The sequence below is a fragment of the Enterococcus columbae DSM 7374 = ATCC 51263 genome (assembly GCF_000406925.1).
GTDB classification, from domain to species: Bacteria; Bacillota; Bacilli; order Lactobacillales; family Enterococcaceae; genus Enterococcus_E; species Enterococcus_E columbae.
Genome location: NZ_KE136349.1, coordinates 88,239 through 104,655, shown reverse-complemented (window position 1 = coordinate 104,655; position 16,417 = coordinate 88,239). Strand labels below are relative to the sequence as shown.

Annotated in this window: 14 protein-coding genes; 6 read left to right on the top strand and 8 right to left on the bottom strand. The window is 36.3% G+C overall.

Features of this window, described 5'->3' with window-relative positions:
* Nucleotides 1–273, bottom strand: a complete 273-nt coding sequence (locus tag RK02_RS08190; protein ID WP_016183768.1) for a hypothetical protein — start codon at nucleotides 271–273, stop codon at nucleotides 1–3.
* Between the two features lie 241 nt (nucleotides 274–514).
* On the opposite strand from RK02_RS08190, the gene metG reads away from it, so the two are divergent.
* Nucleotides 515–2,524 carry a methionine--tRNA ligase gene (gene metG / locus RK02_RS08185; protein ID WP_016183767.1) on the top strand — a complete coding sequence of 670 codons (2,010 nt, stop codon included), beginning with the start codon at nucleotides 515–517 and terminating at the stop codon, nucleotides 2,522–2,524.
* Between the two features lie 838 nt (nucleotides 2,525–3,362).
* A complete protein-coding gene (locus tag RK02_RS08180) occupies nucleotides 3,363–6,068 on the top strand; it encodes a cation-translocating P-type ATPase (protein ID WP_016183766.1) in 2,706 nt (901 codons plus the stop codon).
* Between the two features lie 131 nt (nucleotides 6,069–6,199).
* Here RK02_RS08180 and RK02_RS08175 read toward each other — a convergent pair whose 3' ends face one another.
* Nucleotides 6,200–7,168 carry a sugar ABC transporter substrate-binding protein gene (locus RK02_RS08175; protein ID WP_016183765.1) on the bottom strand — a complete coding sequence of 323 codons (969 nt, stop codon included), beginning with the start codon at nucleotides 7,166–7,168 and terminating at the stop codon, nucleotides 6,200–6,202.
* A gap of 16 nt (nucleotides 7,169–7,184) precedes the next feature.
* Nucleotides 7,185–9,176 carry a methyl-accepting chemotaxis protein gene (locus RK02_RS08170; RefSeq protein WP_016183764.1) on the bottom strand — a complete coding sequence of 664 codons (1,992 nt, stop codon included), beginning with the start codon at nucleotides 9,174–9,176 and terminating at the stop codon, nucleotides 7,185–7,187.
* Nucleotides 9,177–9,456: 280 nt separating this feature from the next.
* Between RK02_RS08170 and RK02_RS08165 the strand changes: the two genes are divergently transcribed.
* Nucleotides 9,457–9,888, top strand: coding sequence for a hypothetical protein (locus RK02_RS08165; protein ID WP_016183763.1), 432 nt, complete (start codon nucleotides 9,457–9,459; stop codon nucleotides 9,886–9,888).
* 245 nt (nucleotides 9,889–10,133) lie between these two features.
* Here the strand turns inward: RK02_RS08165 and sstT are convergent, their stop codons facing one another.
* From sstT to RK02_RS08150, 4 genes are all read right to left on the bottom strand, one after another.
* Nucleotides 10,134–11,366, bottom strand: coding sequence for a serine/threonine transporter SstT (gene sstT / locus RK02_RS08160; RefSeq protein ID WP_016183762.1), 1,233 nt, complete (start codon nucleotides 11,364–11,366; stop codon nucleotides 10,134–10,136).
* A 321-nt stretch (nucleotides 11,367–11,687) separates the two neighbouring features.
* Complete coding sequence (locus RK02_RS12370) at nucleotides 11,688–11,849, bottom strand: hypothetical protein (protein ID WP_016183761.1); 162 nt, start codon at nucleotides 11,847–11,849, stop codon at nucleotides 11,688–11,690.
* Nucleotides 11,850–11,862: 13 nt separating this feature from the next.
* On the bottom strand, nucleotides 11,863–12,213 hold the full coding sequence (locus RK02_RS08155; protein WP_016183760.1) for a hypothetical protein: 351 nt from the start codon (nucleotides 12,211–12,213) through the stop codon (nucleotides 11,863–11,865).
* Nucleotides 12,214–12,304: 91 nt separating this feature from the next.
* Nucleotides 12,305–13,324: a lactonase family protein gene (locus RK02_RS08150; protein WP_016183759.1), complete on the bottom strand. Its 1,020-nt coding sequence runs from the start codon at nucleotides 13,322–13,324 to the stop codon at nucleotides 12,305–12,307.
* Between the two features lie 193 nt (nucleotides 13,325–13,517).
* Between RK02_RS08150 and RK02_RS08145 the strand changes: the two genes are divergently transcribed.
* Together RK02_RS08145 and RK02_RS08140 are read left to right on the top strand one after the other, a co-directional pair.
* On the top strand, nucleotides 13,518–13,871 hold the full coding sequence (locus tag RK02_RS08145) for a PTS glucitol/sorbitol transporter subunit IIA (protein WP_016183758.1): 354 nt from the start codon (nucleotides 13,518–13,520) through the stop codon (nucleotides 13,869–13,871).
* Nucleotides 13,872–13,883: 12 nt separating this feature from the next.
* Nucleotides 13,884–15,062 carry an AI-2E family transporter gene (locus RK02_RS08140; protein ID WP_016183757.1) on the top strand — a complete coding sequence of 393 codons (1,179 nt, stop codon included), beginning with the start codon at nucleotides 13,884–13,886 and terminating at the stop codon, nucleotides 15,060–15,062.
* Between the two features lie 42 nt (nucleotides 15,063–15,104).
* On the opposite strand, the gene RK02_RS08135 is transcribed toward RK02_RS08140, so the two are convergent.
* Entirely contained in the window at nucleotides 15,105–15,398 is a 294-nt protein-coding gene (locus tag RK02_RS08135) for a rhodanese-like domain-containing protein (RefSeq protein ID WP_016183756.1), read from the bottom strand.
* A 383-nt stretch (nucleotides 15,399–15,781) separates the two neighbouring features.
* Between RK02_RS08135 and rpsO the strand changes: the two genes are divergently transcribed.
* On the top strand, nucleotides 15,782–16,051 hold the full coding sequence (rpsO, locus tag RK02_RS08130) for a 30S ribosomal protein S15 (protein ID WP_016183755.1): 270 nt from the start codon (nucleotides 15,782–15,784) through the stop codon (nucleotides 16,049–16,051).
* The last annotated feature ends 366 nt before the right edge of the window (nucleotides 16,052–16,417 follow it).

Genomic DNA, 16,417 nt, shown 5'->3' with positions numbered 1-16,417 from the left:
CTAATATACTGATAGTGAAAGAATGAGATTAATGAAAAAAAGACCTAAATAAATCCAAGCAATTTTATTTTTAGCAAGTGCTGCTTTTCCCAAAAAAATAGCCAGTAAAAACAGACATAGTAATTGTATCATAAATTGCCCTACAAAAAAGGCAGCCAATAGCTGATTCATACTAAGAAAAGCTTGGATGTATTCGCGAAAAACATGCCATATGATATGGATAAAAGTTACTAAACAAGCAAGGAAAAATTGTCGTTTACTTTTAGTATTCATGGTTTTCCCCCTCATCACTTGATTACCATTTATTATAGCATAATTTACTAAAAGTTATCGAATAAAAATCTTGAAAATAAGCTAGGTCAATTGGATTTATTTAAGTCGCGAGCTGGTGCGTTGGATAAAGTAAAACATTGATATATCAATACTTTTTCTAAGTTTGACTAGCTATTTCAGCTTAGCTTTGCTATAATGATTTGGTATAAACATGTTTTTCGATTGGAGGATGTAAGAATCAATGGCAGAAAAACCTACATATTATATTACCACGCCAATTTATTATCCAAGCGGTAAATTGCATATTGGTAATTCTTATACAACGATTGCCTGTGATGCGTTGGCACGCTACAAACGTTTAATGAATTTTGATGTTTTTTATTTAACGGGTGTGGATGAACACGGACAAAAAATTGAGAAAAAAGCAGAAGAGTTAGGCCTTGAGCCACAAGCCTATGTTGATCAAATGGCTGCTGATGTAAAAAAACTATGGAAAACCTTGGATATTAGCTACGATAAATTTATTCGTACAACCGATGATTATCATGAACAAGCAGTGCGGAAGATTTTCCAACAATTATTAGATCAAGGGGATATCTACTTGGGCGAATACGAGGGCTGGTATTCTGTATCTGATGAGGAATTTTTCACAGAAACGCAATTAGCCGAAGTTTATCGTGATGAAAATGGTAAGATGATTGGTGGGAAAGCGCCAAGTGGTCATGAGGTAGAACTCGTTAAGGAAGAATCCTATTTCTTTAAGATGAGCAAATACGCAGATCGCTTATTAGCTTATTATGAAGAACATCCTGATTTTATTCAGCCTGAATCACGTAAAAATGAAATGATTAATAATTTTATTAAACCAGGCTTGGAAGACTTAGCTGTTTCTAGAACAACCTTTAAATGGGGCATCCCAGTTGATGCTAATCCTAAGCATGTGGTTTATGTATGGATTGATGCATTAGCTAACTATATTACGGCATTAGGTTATGGATCTGAGGATGAAACCCTATTTAACAAATTCTGGCCAGCTGATGTACATATGGTTGGCAAGGAAATTGTCCGTTTCCATACCATTTATTGGCCAATTATGTTGATGGCATTAGATATCCCGTTACCTAAGAAGGTCTTTGGTCATGGCTGGTTATTGATGAAAGACGGTAAAATGTCTAAGTCTAAAGGAAATGTCGTTTATCCAGAAATGATTGTTGAACGTTATGGCTTGGATGCGTTACGCTATTATTTATTACGTTCTGTACCTTTTGGCTCAGATGGGGTATTCACTCCAGAAGATTTTGTTTCACGCGTGAATTATGATCTGGCCAATGATTTAGGAAATTTATTGAATCGTACGATTGCTATGATTAATAAATATTGTGGTGGTTTTGTCCCAGCCTATGCTTCAAGAGTAACCCCATTTGATGCGGAATTATCAACCACTGCGGCTAATGTGATTGGCAAATTCCATGAAGCGATGGACAATATGGAATTTAATGTCGCTTTAGCTGAAGTTTGGAACTTGATTTCTCGTGCGAATAAATATATCGATGAAACAACTCCTTGGCTTTTAGCCAAAGATGAAACACGTAAGGCTGAGTTAGACTCTGTAATGGTGCACTTAGCTGAAACTTTACGTATCGTTGCGATTTTATTACAACCTGTGATGACGAATGTACCAAATCAGATTTTTGAACAGCTTGGTATCAGCAATGCAAGTAAGGATCTAACCAACTTACGCTTTGGTGAATTCCCGGCAGATACAAAAGTGGTGGAAAAAGGCATGCCAATCTTCCCACGTCTTGATTTAGAGCAAGAAGTAGCCTACATCCAAGAAAAAATGTCTGCGGGCGTACCGACTGTTGAAGAAAAAGTGAATTGGAACCCAGAAGAAACCACTTTAGTTTCAACGAAAGAAAAACAAATTAAATTTGAAGACTTCGATAAGGTCGAGTTAAAAGTTGCTGAAGTAATCGATTGTCAACGGGTGAAAGATGCAGATAAATTATTACAATTCCGTTTAGATGCTGGTGATGGTCAAGACCGTCAAATTTTATCAGGAATTGCCGCTTATTATCCTGATCCAAGTTCTTTAATTGGTAAAAAAGTTGTCATCGTTGCTAACCTAAAACCAAGAAAAATGCGCGGACAAATCAGCCAAGGAATGATTTTATCTGCCGAAGATGCCACTGGACGCTTACAAGTCGTTGAAGCCCCAGCAAACATGCCAAACGGCTCAATCATCGCTTAATAAAAGGATGTTTTGTAAGTCGGTCAGCTACGAGCAAATAAGCTCCGGTCTGGCAGGAAAATCCTCAGCATTAAAGATTTTCCTAGCCAGACCGGATTATTTGCCGAAGTAGCTACTTACAAAACACTGATTATCTAAGGTTGTGAAGCAGCTTGCTTAGACACGAGCGGATAAGTTTTCCAGTCTGACAGAAAAGTCTGCTAAGGTGTAAAGACTTTCCTAGCCAGACTGGCTTATCCGCCGAAGTGTCTAGCTGTTAAACACTGATTATCTAAGGATGTGAAGGAGCTTGCTTAGACACGAGCGGATAAGTTTTCCAGTCTGACAGAAAAGTCTGCTAAGGTATAAAGACTTTTCTAGCCAGACTGGCTTATCCGCCGAAGTGTCTAGCTGCTAAACACTGATTAATAAAAAATGTGAAGTGACTTGAACAGTTACGAGAAAATTTGAGTATTACTCGCCGTTTGAAAAATAAATGGGTTTAAATTTTTTCAAACGACGAGGCAAATTTTCCGAGTAACTAGCTATTGAACATCTATTTTTATTGTTATTTTGAAAAAAGCTTTTGAGTAAATCGCTTTACTTTTAAATTGTCTAGACAAAAACATTGTCAATTACTAAATGATTAGGTATAATGTTTTTTGTAATTATTATTTTATTCATGAGGGAGTAACTGGCAGCGAAATGCTGTGGCAACATCACCAACAAGAAAGCAATTTCTGGTGTTGCCTTAATTAGTGAGACTTGTGTATGTGAGGCACATACAGAGTCTATTTTTTTTATTTTTTTTTAGAAAAAAGGTAAAATAGACTTGTGCAAAAATTAAAGGAGGAAGATCATGTCAGAGGAAAAGAAAGACCAATTACATGAAAAGTTCTATGCGCAAAGTGTAGAGCAAGTTGTCAAGGAGCTAAATACTAGTGAAAATGGCTTATCAAGTGCAGAAGCCAAGCAACGTTTAGCTGTTTATGGTCCAAATGAGTTGGAGGAAGGCAAGAAAAAGAGCATGCTACAAAAATTCATCGAGCAATTTAAGGACTTGATGATTGCTGTATTATTAGTAGCTGCAATTATTTCAGCCGTCGTTTCGCATGAAGTAGTTGACTCATTGATTATCTTAGCAGTAGTGATTATCAATGCCATTATGGGTGTGGTGCAAGAGGCTAAAGCAGAACAAGCAATCGAGGCTTTGAAACAAATGTCTACCCCAAATGCGAATATTATTCGTGATGGCCATCCAATGACAGTTAAAAGTGACGAATTAGTTCCAGGGGATTTAGTATTATTAGAAGCTGGGGATATCGTTCCTGCTGATTTACGTTTAACTGAAGTAAGTTCTTTAAAAATTGAAGAAGCAGCCTTAACCGGTGAGTCAGTACCTGTTGATAAAGAATTGGTAGTGCTAGAAGATGGTGAAGTCGGTATTGGTGACCGTGTGAATATGGCTTACTCAAATAGTAATGTTACTTATGGTCGTGGTAAAGGGATTGTTGTTAACACAGGTATGAATACTGAAGTAGGTAAGATTGCCGGTATGTTAGCCAATGCGGACGAAACTGAAACACCATTGAAACGTAACTTAAATGAATTAGGTAAGTTCTTAACAGCAGCAATTGTGGTGATTGCGGTAATTATGTTCTTTGTAGGTATCTTCTTTAATGATACGTCTTGGGCAGATATGTTATTAACTTCTATTTCATTAGCCGTTGCGGCAATTCCAGAAGGGTTACCAGCGATTGTTACGATTATTTTAGCACTTGGTACACAGGTGATGGCAAAACGTAATGCGATGATTCGTAAATTACCAGCTGTAGAAACTTTGGGAGCAACAGATATTATTGCTTCTGATAAGACTGGTACCTTAACTTTAAACCAAATGACCGTTGAAAAATTATATGTTGATAACAAACAATATAGTGTCCATGATGATTTTGCCAATGACCATATGGCGATTAAGGTAATGAATTTTGCGAACGATACAAAATTCTCTCAAGAAGGTAACCTAATTGGGGACCCAACGGAAACAGCTTTAATCCAATTCGGGTTAGATCAAGGTTTTGATTTAAAAGCAGCTTTAGTAGCAGCGCCTCGGGTGGCTGATTTACCATTTGATTCTGACCGTAAATTGATGTCAACGGTTCATCAATTAGCTGATGGTAAATTTTTAGTCGCTGTTAAAGGGGCACCTGATGTTTTATTAACACGTGCGAATCAAATTTTAATGGCTGGCGAAGTTCGACCATTACAACAAGCGGACAAAGACAATATTTTAGCAAACAATAAAGATATGGCGCAACAAGCATTACGTGTCTTGGCGATGGCTTATAAGATTGTCGATAGCATGCCTGAATTAGTTAGTAAAACCCTTGAAAATGAATTAGTGTTTGCTGGTTTGGTAGGGATGATTGATCCAGAACGTGCTGAAGCAGCGCAAGCAGTTAAGGTTGCTAAAGAAGCGGGTATTCGTCCAATTATGATTACAGGTGACCACCGTGACACAGCTGAAGCGATTGCTGCACGTCTTGGCATTATCAAAGAAAAAGACGATGCTGCTGTGTTAACTGGTGCAGAATTAAATCAAATGTCTGATGAAGAGTTTGCGCAAAAGGTTACCCAATATTCCGTTTATGCTCGTGTTTCACCAGAGCATAAGGTACGTATTGTTAAAGCTTGGCAAAAAGCAGGTAAGGTTGTTGCGATGACTGGTGATGGCGTTAACGATGCTCCTGCATTGAAACAAGCTGATATTGGTGTAGGTATGGGGATTACCGGTACTGAAGTTTCTAAAGGCGCTTCTGATATGGTTCTTGCTGATGATAACTTTGCAACGATTGTGGTGGCTGTTGAAGAAGGCCGTAAAGTCTTCTCCAATATCCAAAAAGCAATTCAATATCTATTGGCGGCTAACTTGGGTGAAGTATTAACCTTATTCTTGGCTACACTTTGGGGCTGGGATACCTTATTACCAATCCATCTATTATGGATTAACCTAGTGACGGATACTTTCCCAGCGATTGCTTTGGGAATGGAACCGGCTGAATTAGGCTTGATGAAGAATAAACCTCGTGGTAAAAATTCTAACTTCTTCTCTGGTGGAGTATTAAGTAGTATTATCTATCAAGGTATTTTAGAAGCGGCCTCTGTCTTGTTTGTCTATTGGGCAGCGATTAAGTGGCCAGATCACACAGCAGCAAATATGCCAAATCTATCCGCTGAAGCTCTGACACAATTACAACATGCGGATGCGTTAACGATGGCTTTTGCAACATTAGGATTAATGCAGCTATTCCATGCATTTAACGTGAAATCAGTGCATCAATCATTATTCAAAATTGGAGCCTTTAAAAACCGTGTCTTTAACTGGGCGATTTTATTATCATTTGCTTTAATGATGGTTATTATCATTGTTCCTGGTTTAAATGATATCTTTAGAGTGTCACATCTTGATTTATATCAATGGGCAATTGTAATTGGTACATCCTTTGCAATTATTCCTATTGTGGAAATCGTGAAGTTCTTCCAACGTTTAGCTGGTAAAAAATAGATTTAAAAAAGATGGTTACTAGTCATTTGACTAGAACCATCTTTTTTCGTTTTAATGCCTTAATTGATTATTGAAAATGCGCAAACTGAGCTGACGTTCAGTTTGCGCATTTTTATTCCATCATCGCTAAATTATTTGGCGTTACTTTTATCGACTTTAGCTAGTGGTACCCAAATAGCAGTCTCTTGTTTATTGCTATATTTAATTTCTTTTAAGGATTTCTTATTGGCTAATTGAGCTGCTGCCATGGTCATGTATTTGCCTTGCTCACTACCAGATTGTAAAACTGAAAATTGCATTTCGCCGGCTTTAATAGCATTTTGCGCTTCAGTTGTTGCGTCAATACCGACAATCATTGGTAAACTTACGCCAGCTTCTTTAAAGCCTTGTACTGCGCCTAATGCCATGCCGTCATTATTCGCAGCTAATACATCATAAGGTTGTCCTGTTCGCAAAAAGATTTTGACTAATTTTTTGGCTTGTTCACCATCCCAGTTAGCGGTGTCGTTAAAGACGAAATTTACTTTTTTATCTGAAGCTTCTAAGGTATCAACTAAAGCTGAGGTTCGTTGGGAAGCTGCTGAGTTGGCATCTTCTCCACGTAGTACCATCACATTAATTTCATTTTTATTGGCAAATTGCTCTAAAATATATTCTGCTTGATACTTACCGGCAGTTAATTCACTAGAGCCTACATAGATAAATTGATTTGAACGCAATAAGTCGGTTGAAGGACTACTGTTGAAAAAGACAATCGGTGTTTCGTTAGCGATTGCTTCCATTTCTTGAGCAGTATCAGGGTCAACCGGTCGGCATAAAATCGCATCATATTTTGCTTTGATGCCTGCTTTTAATTGGGCCAATTGCGTTTCACTGGAACCATCTGCACTTTTAATGGTTAATTCTGCTCCTTGATTAGTCGCTTGCTGTTTCGCTGCTTGCATGATTTGCTTGATAAAGCCATCTTCGTCGTTTTGAACTAACATTAAATATTTTTGTCCGTCAGCATTGAGGGATTGTTGGCTTTCTTTTTTACAACCACCTAAAGCAAACAAACTAATACTTAAAACAAAGCTAAGTTGTAATAATTTTTTAATCATATATTTGCTCCTTTGCTTAAATCCGGAAACGTTTCACTTGGCTAGCTAGTTGTTGTGAGCTATCAGATAGCTTGCGTGCTTCGGTAGCTACATTTTTACTGTGGCCAGAAATATGTTTCGCTTGTGTTAGCGTAGTTTCTGAAGTTGCGTGAATTTCATCTGAACTTGCTGCTTGTTCCTCAGAAATAGCGGCTGCATTGGTTGCTACTTGGTCAACTAAGTCAATTTTATCCACTACATCTTGAATTAAGCTGCTTGTTTGTTGAATGTTTTGGAAAATAGAATCAAAACTATCCACCGCTGTTTGAATTAATTGTGAGCTATCTAAAATATTATCAGAGCTATGTCCTGCTTGTTGAACAGCAGCCTCAACCAATTCATTCACTTCAGAAATTAAGTTGGTAATTTGTGAAACCGATTCGGCACTGTTTTTAGCTAACTTATTGATTTCAGTAGCAACTACAGCAAAACCTTTCCCAGCTTCACCTGCACGTGCAGCCTCTAAAGAAGCGTTGATTGACAATAAGTTTGTTTGATGAGCAATCTCACCAATGATTTGGATGATTTGAACGATTTGGCTAGATGCTGTACCTACACGACCAATGGAAGCTTCTAGCTCGTTGATTGAACGTTGAATATTTTGCATTGCGTGAACGACTTGTTGCATTTCTGAGCGTCCTTTTTCAGAAATTTCAACGGTTTGATTCATTTTTTCTTCAACAAGTGTACTATTTTGTTTGGTATCATTGGCAATTTGCGCTAACTGCATCGCATTTTCAGCAATATCATTGACAGATAAGGATAGTTGGTCAACAGTATTATTTAATTCATCCATAGAAAGTGATTGACTTTCAGAAGCGTCATACATATCTTTAGAAATTTTTTCACTAGTTTTTGCCTGATCTTGTAGGCCACTTGAGATATGGGTAATAGATTGAATCATGTTTCGCATGTAATCAATGAAGCCTTCAATACTGCGCCCCATTTCTGCAATTTCATCATTGCCTTTACCATTGACTGAAACAGTAAAATCACCATCAGCCATTGTCTTAATTACTGAAGTCATCTTCTTCACTGGTTTCACTACTCGGTTGGTCATTCGTTCAATGATAAAGCCTAAAATTAAGATTGAAAGAATACTAATCACAATCATAATTGTTCTTAAATGAGCTAGATCGGCCAAAATAATTTTTTCAGGAATATAGCTCACTAAAATCCAATCGGTCCCTTTGACTTCTTTAGCGACGGTTAGATTTTTCGCAAGTCTTAGATTAATTTCATTTGTCTTCTTTAATTCTTTAGCAACAGCTTGGTAAATCGCTGGTTGACTGCCTTCACCTAAGTCTTGTGATACAAAAGATTTTTCACGATCGGCAATAATTTTATGTGTATTTTTATCTACTAAAAAGGCATTGGCGCCTTCCATACTAATGAATGAATTAACAATGGTTGCAACGCGATCTAAAGTTAAATTAGCCGCGATAACACGAACCGTTCCATCGGTATTGATGATTCCTGAAGCACTAATTACTTCTTCATTTCCTTGCGTATGTGGGGTACCAAAAGCCATATTTACACGGCTTAAACCTTCTTTAAACCAAATTTCTTCTTTTGGATTAGTTACGCTTAGCTCTGATTGACTGGCTTTATAAAAGTTACCATCAGTATCTGCAATAAATAAGCCATCAGGAAAGTCAGAATCGAATTTATAATAGCCTTCTAGTACTTGTTGTAGCTGGTCTGCTGCAGGGTTTGTCGTTTCGATTGAACGCTTTGCACTTTGAAAGGCCGATAGATTTTCATTTAGCCAAGATTCAATTCGGGTAGCTTGACTTTTAACCGATGATTCTAATAAATCGGTTGCGTTTCTTTGCATAATCTTTGCAGATAAAGTATAAGAAACGATTACTAAAATTAATAGTAAAATGGTTACAATTGGGATAATGGTTAATGTTAATTTCGTTTTAATTGAACGCATTTTTCCCATAGGTTGCTTCGTTTTATCCATAGTCACTTTTTCCTCCATATAAACATCTCAAATTACCACTTTTTCATTGCCGATAGATAAAGATGATAAAATTACCTAAAATGGACATTATTATAATCGACTGATTAAAAAATTTTTTAAAGGGTTTTCTAGGTTGTTTTGTGAAAAAAAGTTTTTAGTATTAAGTAGGTTAAAGTAGGAATTGAAGCAAATACAGCTAGGCTAAAAATAATTGCAAAAGATGAAAAAAATAAGATTATATGTTAGAATAAAAGCAATTTACAAAGTAGGAGGGATCTTATTGGTACCAGATTTAGGCTTTTATGTTCAAAAAATTAATCAATTGGTGCAAGATACCGAGGCTGTCGGTGAAAAAATGCATCCTAAATATATGATTGTACGAGAAGCGATTGATGGAAATAAGGTGAGCGACTTGTCAGCCGAGGTGCTTGCTGATATTATTCAGACCTTTGAGTCAGGGACAAAAGAATATGAGCAAATGTTAAATAAGCTAAATGGCTTACGACCACCAGCACGTATTTTAGGGTTGCATAAACGGTTGCATGCAGCTTATCGAAATTATGTGACGGGTTGTCAAGCGATGATTGCAAGCCTGCAAGCTGAAACAATTGATGTTGCGGCTTTTAATGCTGCCGAAAAACAGCAGGATGAAGCAACGGATACGATTGGTTCAGCGATTCAACGAATGACGATGCTCTTATTAAAAAGATAAATGATAAAAATCAGTTAAAAAAGGAGAATAATCTAATCTAAATATTAGCTTATTTTTATGATAAAATGGTTTACTTGATATATACTTAGTTCATAACCAACAATAACCTTTTTATTTTTCATTTTACTCCTTAGTTGAGTAATTACTCCTTTTTCCGCTAGGCCTAACCAACCTAGTGGTTTTTTTATTTAAAAGCCCAAGTAGATAAAGTCTTTTCTTTATCACTTGGGCTTTTGCTTTTAATATTAGTCTTTCAAACGTTCTTTAAGATTTACTTCTTGACCAGCTTTGCGTAAGGCTGCAAATTCAGCGCTGGCTGTAAAGAGTATGTCACTAGAAGAATTAATTGCTGTTTCAACCGCATCTTGAATAACCCCGATAATAAAGCCTACACCGACAACTTGAATGGCGATATCATTACTGATACCAAATAAGCTACAAGCTAAAGGAATCAATAATAGTGATCCACCTGCAATTCCAGAAGCACCACAGGCAGATAAAGCTGATAATACACATAATATTAAAGTTAAAACAGGTGATACCTGAATGCCTAACGTATGAACAGCTGCTAGTGTCATTGTAGAAATTGTTACTGCTGCGCCACCCATGTTAATGGTAGCACCTAATGGTAAGGAGATTGAATAAGAAGATTCATTCAATTGCATATTTTTAGCTAACAACATATTAATTGGAATATTAGCGGCTGAACTGCGTGTAAAGAAGGCAGGAATCGCACTACCTTTTAAGCAGTAAAAGACCAACGGATAAGGATTTTGACGAATTAATAGATAGACCATTAATGGATAGATGATTAATGCTACCACAAGCATTGAACCAACTAATAGTATAAGTAATTGTCCGTATTGGAGTAGACCCTTTAAGCCAGTTGTTGCCACTGATTGAAAGACTAGACCAAAAATACCGATTGGTGCAAAGGCGATGATAATTTGCACAACATGCGTAATTGCTTGGGCAATCTCATGAGTTGCTTGCTTAATTGAGTTACTGGCATGACGTAAGGCAAAACCAATCAATGCAGACCAGAATAAAACAGATAAATAATTGCCATCAATCATTGCTTGAAGTGGATTTTGAACAATATTATTTAAAATAGTTGTCAACACTTCAACCACTGATTGCGGTGCCTGTTGTTGTGATTTAATCGCATGCAGGGTAATCTCAACCGGAAAAATAAAGCTAGCGACAACTGCTACAACTGAAGCTAATAGGGTAGCTATAAGATATAAGGTTAAGATAGGTTTAATATAGGTTTTATTATTTACATCATGCTGAGCAACTGAAGCTAGAATCAAAACAAAAACTAAAATAGGGGCAATGGCTTTCAATGCACCAACAAATAACGTACCGAAGATGGTCAAGAAGGTCCACTTTGGTAAGAATATTCCGAAAATTATACCAATAACAATTCCTAGCGCAATTCGCTTAATCAATGATAAATCCTTTAAAAACTCTAACACACTTAAACGCTCCTTTTGTATATTTACTGAAATATATCACGAAAAATGAAAAATAAGAACGGAAAACCAATAATTCTCATTTAATTTTAATGTTTCGTTAGCTGAAAATGGTTTCTAATCATGATGAAACATAGGTTGGATGAACATATAAATTAAATAACCGGAGATATTGATGGTTGAAAAATGAGAAGAAAAAAATAAGACTAACTAGAAAAAAACTGATCGTGTCATCTTCCCATCAGAGTTGCTAGCAACGGCTGAATGGCTAGCTTTAATTGATTGAAATAACGATAGCGATGATTTTTCTAGTTAGTCATTGCATTAATTTTCAAAATGATCGACGTAATCACGATAATAAGCGATTAGGTCTTCCTTTAATTGTAGATACTCTTCTTCAGTATAGTCTTTTTCTTTGATTGGCAATTTTAATTGAGGCATAGCCAATTCTTCTCTTAGACGCTCAAGTACTTGTTCGACAGTCATTTTTTTCTCCTCATTAAAATAATTGATAGTGATTATATAATGCCTCAAAGCAATCATTCATTCGTTTTAGATGCTCGTTGAGTAAGGCATAATCATCTTGATCATGGAAAAGAATTTCTTTTAATTGAAAATAAAAGTCATCAAACGCATTGATAAAATCAATAATTTGGACAGTTTGTAATTCTTTAAAGGTATCACAACGTAGGTATAATTTTTCAGCAATCGCATAGACCTCAGCGGTAGTTAGTAAAACGAGTGATTCATCATAACGACGATTAGTGACTAATTCACCAATGGCTTGACATTTGTTGTAGATATTTGAAGCATCTTTTACCAATAATTCGACAGGTGTTTTTGAAAACATGTTCTTTTCCTTTGCAAAAGCTCTATTTCAGGCTACGAACTTTTACAATTTTCCTTTCGTTAAAATCTAGAGGTAGCCGTGAATGAAAAATCTAGATAAATTTTACACAGACACATTCTGGTGCATAAATATCTTTTTTCAGTAAGGATAAAATACCCGTTTGTTTATCGCGATAAAATAAGGTTAGATTATCCGAATTTTGATGGGCACAAACTAGGTATTCTTCACTAGGATCAATGGCAAAATCTCTTGGAAAATCACCTTCAGATTGGATGCGTTGATTGAAGGTTAGCTGTTGTCCATCTTGTGAGATTTCAAAGCAAACAATGGAATTATGTCCACGATTGGAGCCGTATAAAAAGCGACCATCGCTCGTGATATGGACAGCAGAGCCGCTATTAAAGCCTACGAAATCATTGGGTAGGGTAGAATAGCTTGCCCCGATGGAGAATTCTCCGGTCTTTCGATGATAAGTTAAGATAGTAATCGTACTATTTAATTCACCAAATAAGTAAGCAATATCTAATTGTGGATGGAAGGCAAGGTGTCTAGGTCCCGTGCCAGCAGGTAATTTTAGGCTAGCAACCTTGGTTAATTTGCCTTGTGCAGAGACATCATAAGTATAGACATAATCCGTTCCTAAATCACAGGCCACTAAACGATTATCTGGTGTTAAATCTGCATAATGAGCATGTGGTTTGTCTTGATTTTCATGCGGACCGACTGGATCATGATGGAATACTTCATCAACTAAGGCGATTTGCCCATCTGCTAAAATTTGATAAACGGCAACCTGACCTTTATGATAATTTGCACTATAAACTAATTGACGATTTTCATCGATGGCAACATAGCAAGGAGAAGCGCCTTCTTGGGTTACGGTATTGACTAAGTGATAGTTGGCATCATAGCTAGCAATGCCCCCTTTGCCCTCAACGGAAGTAACATTGAATAATTGCCCCGCTTTGGATTGTGCCAAATAGGTTGGACCAACTTCTTTGGCAATCAACGTTAAATCACGCAAATCTTCCTGTTGCGTATCCAAAGTAATGGAATAAATTCCTTGGCTTTTATTTTTTGTATAAGTTCCCAATAGAATTTTTGTTAACATAGTACACCTCCAACAATAAACTATGCCTATAGTTTACCATAAAATAGTCAAAAAAAGCACGCCTATATGAAAAGGCTTTAAGTTTTTCTCTAGATCACTTGCTATTCAATAAATTTGATGTTGTTATGTTTTGCTGTAGGTTGGGGCTATGCTATAATGTAGCTAACATTATGAAATGAAAAGGAAGAGATCAATGGCAACGTCAAAAATTTTATCAATTGGCCAAGAAGTAAATCATTCTAAGGAAAATTTGTTAATTCTTTTTGGAACTAAAATTACTGAGGGATTGAGTCGGTATGCGGTAGTACAAGAATTTTTACAAGACAAAGCAAAAATCCGACCAGGGATGGAGTTAATCTTTGGCAATCAAGTGTATCATGTAGAAAAAGTTGGTCGAGCAGTTCAGCATAATATGCAAGAGTTAGACCATGTAAATATTAGCTTTAATCCATATGACGATGAAAATATCATTGAAAGTATGATTTATGTAACACCTTATCAATTTCCGACATTAACTGAAGGAATGCTTATTTCATATAATGATTAGGGAGTGGTGACGATGGAAGAGCCGAAAAAATCCGCGCGTTTTTCTTGGTTCTGGCGCTGGGTACTAAATAATCAGATGACGGCTATTTTAGCCAATCTACTTTTATTTTTATTGGTCGTTTTCACTTTTACGAAGGTTTCCTATCTATTTGAGCCGCTTTGGCAATTTTTGGCTGTCGTGGGCTTACCAATTATTATGGCAGGGATTCTTTTTTATTTAATGAATCCGATTGTTGATAGACTAGAAAAAAAAGGTGTTAAACGACTTTATAGTATTATTGGTCTGTTTATTCTAGTGATTGCCTTAATCGTATGGGGGATGGTCGTGATTATCCCGAGTATTCAAAGCCAAACCATGAGTTTTATTAACCATTTACCGGGTTATGTATCAGTTATTCAGGAAGAGGGCAAACGATTCTTTACCGATCCTACCTTGAATAAATTGTTTACTGAATTTCAAACTAATGGTCAAAAAATGATTGATTCATTGACTGACGTGGCCAAAAACCTATCCACAATGACGATTAAGAATATCGGTAGCTTTTTCGGTACGGTGGCAACCATTGTTATTTCGTTAATTACGATGCCGTTTATTCTTTTTTATCTATTGAGAGATGGAAAAAATCTTGGCCCTTATTTTGTAAAATTTTTACCGACTAAAATGCGACAACCAACACTAAATGTGCTAAAAGAAGCCAATGATCAAATTGCATCATATATTCGTGGTCAGTTAACCGTGGCCTTTGCCGTAGCGGTGATGTTTATTGTCGGTTTTTCTATTATTGGTTTAGATTATGCCATTACTATAGGTGTGGTGGCTGGATTTTTAAATTTGATTCCTTATCTAGGCTCATTCTTAGCGATGATTCCGGCAATTATTTTAGGGATTGTTGGGGGGCCTATTCTACTGATTAAAGTCTTAATTGTGTTTGTTATCGAGCAAACCATCGAAGGACGCTTTATTTCCCCACTTGTTTTAGGGAGTCAATTAGCTATTCATCCGATTACTATTTTATTTGTTTTGCTAACCTCTGGAAAAGTTTTTGGATTAGTAGGCGTGGTTTTAGGGATTCCTACCTATGCTGTAATTAAAGTGATCATTAGTCATATTTTTGCTTGGTACCGTGTAAAATCAGGCTTATACGAAGAAGAAAAAATTGAGACAAGTGTAAATGAAAAAAACTTGGGATAACCCCAAGTTTTTTTCATTAGCTAAATATTTTTAAATTTAAGCTTAGGCAGCTAACTGTCTAAAAGCTTTCATCCCACCGATAATATGGTAGGCGTTAAATCCTTCATTGTTTAAAAACTGTGCAATAATATCAGAACGACGACCAGAGTGACTTAATACATAATACGTTGTTTCTTTATCTAGTTCATGTAAACGATTTGGTAGGCTAGTTGTAGGCATAGAAATTGCATTTGGCAAATGAAATTCTTCAAAAGCGCCTTTATCGCGAATATCTAGAATCACTACCTCTTTTTGACCAACAATCGCTTGAAAATCTTGTACATTCATTGAACGCATAAAGTTTCCCCCTCCTTAAATTTTCCCGATGCCTTATTCTAGTAGCATTCACTAAAATTTGCAAGTTGTTTTCAGAAAATGAAACATTTTTTCAATATTTTTAAACAAACTTAAACAATTTTGTCTGTTTTTGATAGACAAATAGGCTTAGTCCGAAGCAATTTGGCTGATTTTGACCGCTTTTTATCATTAGCTGTCAATAGATCAACTGAAGCAAGTGTGATTCTGATTGGCTTTTAGCAAATAATGCTTGCTTTTTTGCTTTAAATCAAGTAAAGTAAATTTGTGTGCTTTAGCACGCTACCAAAACTTGGTTTAGCGAATCACCAACGTTTTACTCAGTTTTCGGTAAGAAAGATTAAAAGAAAGATAGGTGTATTGAAATGGCAATTTCAAAAGAATTAAAAAATGAAATCATGAACAAATTTGCACGTCATGAAGGTGACACTGGTTCTCCAGAAGTACAAATCGCTGTATTAACTGAAGAAATCAACCAATTAAACGAACACGCTCGTGTACACAAAAAAGACCACCATTCATATCGTGGACTAATGAAAAAAGTTGGTCACCGTCGTAACTTATTAGCATACTTACGTAAAAAAGATGTGCAACGTTACCGCGAATTAATCCAAGCTTTAGGATTACGTCGCTAATCGATTGGTTAGAAGAAAAAGTGAGGTTCACACTGAATCTCACTTTTTTTGTAAAAGGTTGTAAATCAATTTGATCAGCTACGAAAAAATTCGGGTAACCCACCGATGAGAAAATCAACAAAAGGAAAAGATTTTCGCAAGTGTGGGGCGAATTTTTTAAGTAGCTAGTTGATATTACACCGTCAAAAAGGTTGTAAATCAATTTGATCAGCTACGAAAAAATTCGAGTGTACCACCGATAAGAAAATCAATAAGTGGTAAAGATTTTCGAAATCGGGGGGCGAATTTTTAAAGTAGCTAATTGATTTCCACCGTCAAAAAGGTTGCAAGACCAAAAAATATCATCACTGTGGATACATTCGCTTA

What these genes read in the sequence shown, in the direction of transcription:
- RK02_RS08190 (WP_016183768.1), bottom strand. Translation starts at nt 273, where the DNA reads ATGAATACTAAAAGTAAACGACAATTTTTCCTTGCTTGTTTAGTAACT.
- metG (WP_016183767.1), top strand. Translation starts at nt 515, where the DNA reads ATGGCAGAAAAACCTACATATTATATTACCACGCCAATTTATTATCCA.
- RK02_RS08180 (WP_016183766.1), top strand. Translation starts at nt 3,363, where the DNA reads ATGTCAGAGGAAAAGAAAGACCAATTACATGAAAAGTTCTATGCGCAA.
- RK02_RS08175 (WP_016183765.1), bottom strand. Translation starts at nt 7,168, where the DNA reads ATGATTAAAAAATTATTACAACTTAGCTTTGTTTTAAGTATTAGTTTG.
- RK02_RS08170 (WP_016183764.1), bottom strand. Translation starts at nt 9,176, where the DNA reads ATGGATAAAACGAAGCAACCTATGGGAAAAATGCGTTCAATTAAAACG.
- RK02_RS12370 (WP_016183761.1), bottom strand. Translation starts at nt 11,849, where the DNA reads ATGACTGTCGAACAAGTACTTGAGCGTCTAAGAGAAGAATTGGCTATG.
- RK02_RS08155 (WP_016183760.1), bottom strand. Translation starts at nt 12,213, where the DNA reads ATGTTTTCAAAAACACCTGTCGAATTATTGGTAAAAGATGCTTCAAAT.
- RK02_RS08150 (WP_016183759.1), bottom strand. Translation starts at nt 13,324, where the DNA reads ATGTTAACAAAAATTCTATTGGGAACTTATACAAAAAATAAAAGCCAA.
- RK02_RS08145 (WP_016183758.1), top strand. Translation starts at nt 13,518, where the DNA reads ATGGCAACGTCAAAAATTTTATCAATTGGCCAAGAAGTAAATCATTCT.
- RK02_RS08140 (WP_016183757.1), top strand. Translation starts at nt 13,884, where the DNA reads ATGGAAGAGCCGAAAAAATCCGCGCGTTTTTCTTGGTTCTGGCGCTGG.
- RK02_RS08135 (WP_016183756.1), bottom strand. Translation starts at nt 15,398, where the DNA reads ATGCGTTCAATGAATGTACAAGATTTTCAAGCGATTGTTGGTCAAAAA.
- rpsO (WP_016183755.1), top strand. Translation starts at nt 15,782, where the DNA reads ATGGCAATTTCAAAAGAATTAAAAAATGAAATCATGAACAAATTTGCA.